Source organism: Pseudomonas sp. P4_D7, assembly GCF_056401755.1.
Genome location: NZ_JBFUIR010000146.1, coordinates 1 through 2,004, shown reverse-complemented (window position 1 = coordinate 2,004; position 2,004 = coordinate 1). Strand labels below are relative to the sequence as shown.

2 protein-coding genes are annotated in these 2,004 nt (G+C 59.6%); both read right to left on the bottom strand.

Annotation, left to right across the window (positions count from 1 at the left end; translation table 11 throughout):
* Nucleotides 1-164 precede the first annotated feature (164 nt).
* Nucleotides 165-1,103 (bottom strand): RHS repeat-associated core domain-containing protein, encoded by a 939-nt coding sequence (locus tag AC1DVF_RS29115; protein WP_477783617.1) that lies wholly within the window; start codon nt 1,101-1,103, stop codon nt 165-167.
* Nucleotides 1,100-2,004: hypothetical protein (locus AC1DVF_RS29110; protein ID WP_477783616.1), on the bottom strand; the 905-nt coding region annotated here is incomplete at its 5' end. The genes AC1DVF_RS29115 and AC1DVF_RS29110, both read right to left, overlap by 4 nt.

Below are 2,004 nucleotides of genomic sequence, written 5' to 3'. Positions count from 1 at the left end.
TTTGCAGGCAAGGACGTGCAGACAACAATGTCATCAGTAGCCGTTGCGTTGCTTGACGGGGCTACAAACAGCAATGCCAGCACGAGAGACGCAACGCAAAGTTTTTTGATTGTCGAAAGATTCACGATTGCCCTATCTCCAAGGATGTTGTGCATGGCTCGTACCTACGGTGAAGGGTTCGTTTGCGGAGGTGGATCCTGCTTCTCATGCCGGGTCGCGTCGTCGATCACTTTCTGTCTTACGTCCCTGTATTCTGTCATCTGCTTTTCGCGACTTTCGATGTCGGGCTTCTCTTTCTGGTTCCGCAGCTTGTTTTTCTCCGCCTTGAGATAGTCAAGCTCCACGTTTGACGCTCGAACTTCAGATCTATTTGCGTCGAGCAGGCCGTCGATCTTTATCTGCTGGTTGGCTGGCGCGTCTTTCAGGATGCCACAGGTCTGGTCGCAATTTGTGTAAAAGTCCGACCGATGGGTGCCTTCGTGCCGAGTAAGGCCCTCAAGAACAACGCGGCCCATATTGTTGGCATTTCCCAGATGCAGTTTGATCCCTCCTTTACCATCGGTCACGATGGTATTTACGTTTTGAGGATTCAGTGCGACGAGCACGTACGTTTCTCGGCCGTCGGGGTCAATGTTTACAATCGGGTTGTTATCTGCGTAAGCGAATCGATTGAATGCGAAGACGTCGCCGATATTCGCCTCAGCGGGGTCGGTGCTCAAAAACCTGCCCACCACGGGGTCGTAGTACCGGGCCTGCATGTACACCAGCCCCGCATCTGGGTCGTTGACGTGTCCGGTGTAACCAGGTCCCGCGGTTGGGGTGCCGAGCGACTGTCCGCCGTATGGCCTGTAGTCGGAGCTCGACAGGATGTTTCCCGCAGCATCCGCTGTGGCTAGCGGTGTGCCCTGTGGGTTGGTGTAGTAGTAGGTGACGGTCTCCACCGCGAGAACCGGCGCACACTGGAAAAACAGGAGGCCCAATAGGGCGAGAATCGTTGCCTTCATGTGCGTCCCTTTCGATTCCAGGTGTGGTCCGGAATGCGCCCGAAGAATCCGTGTCGTCACGGCACGAAGCGCCCTAAGTATTCGGGTCATGGCGTTCATCCCGCAATGTCTCCCGACCACGCCGAGCAACCCTGGTCATTGCAGGCCCGCACTCGGTAGGTGTACTGCAGCTCGTATGGCGAAGTCCCAGACTCGACCACGTAAGACGTGGCGGTCCCTGCATTGATGAGGTTGTTGGTCTGGACCCGGAGAATTTCGTAGCGCGTGGTACCCGTTGAGGCATTCCACAGGATGGTGTATCGCTCCTGCCGTCCGCTCACCGTGTCGGTCATGTGGATCCCGCCCGGCAGCGGTGGCACGAGGGAAACAGTCACGGCCACGACCGCGCTGAACGGCCCGCACCCAGCCGAGTTGCACCCCTGGACCTGGTAGTAGTACGTGCCGTTGCCCTTCCCACAGATGCCGAGGGCGCCAGAGCCGTTGTTGCCGACGGTCACCCAGCCAGCGCCGTTGGTGTTTTCCTGCATCACGTACGATGTCGCGCCGGGCACGCCACCCCAGTTGATGGTGTAACACCCGTTGTTGCTGCTCCCTGGCCCGGAGATGGCAGGCGGCTGCGACGGCCGGATTGTGACGGACGATGCACCGACCGGACTGTACGGTCCACAGCCGTTGGCGTTGCAGCCCTTGACCCGGTAGTAATACACCCCGGTCGCACCCACCCCGATGCTCGCGCTGGTAGCCGCACCGTTGTAGACAGCCCCGTAGTTGGCGCTGTCCGTGCTTTGCTCGAGTGAATAGCTCGTCGCATAGGTCACAGCCGGCCAGCTGATGCCCAAGACGCCCGTGCTCGTCCCCGGTACGCTGATAGAGCCGGGCGCTGGCGGGATGTGCGCAACATGCACGGCGGCGCTGGCCGTCCAGGCACTGCATCCGGTCGGATTGCACGCGCGCGCCTGGTAGGCGTAATTGCCATCGCCGGGATTGGCGACCGATGCGG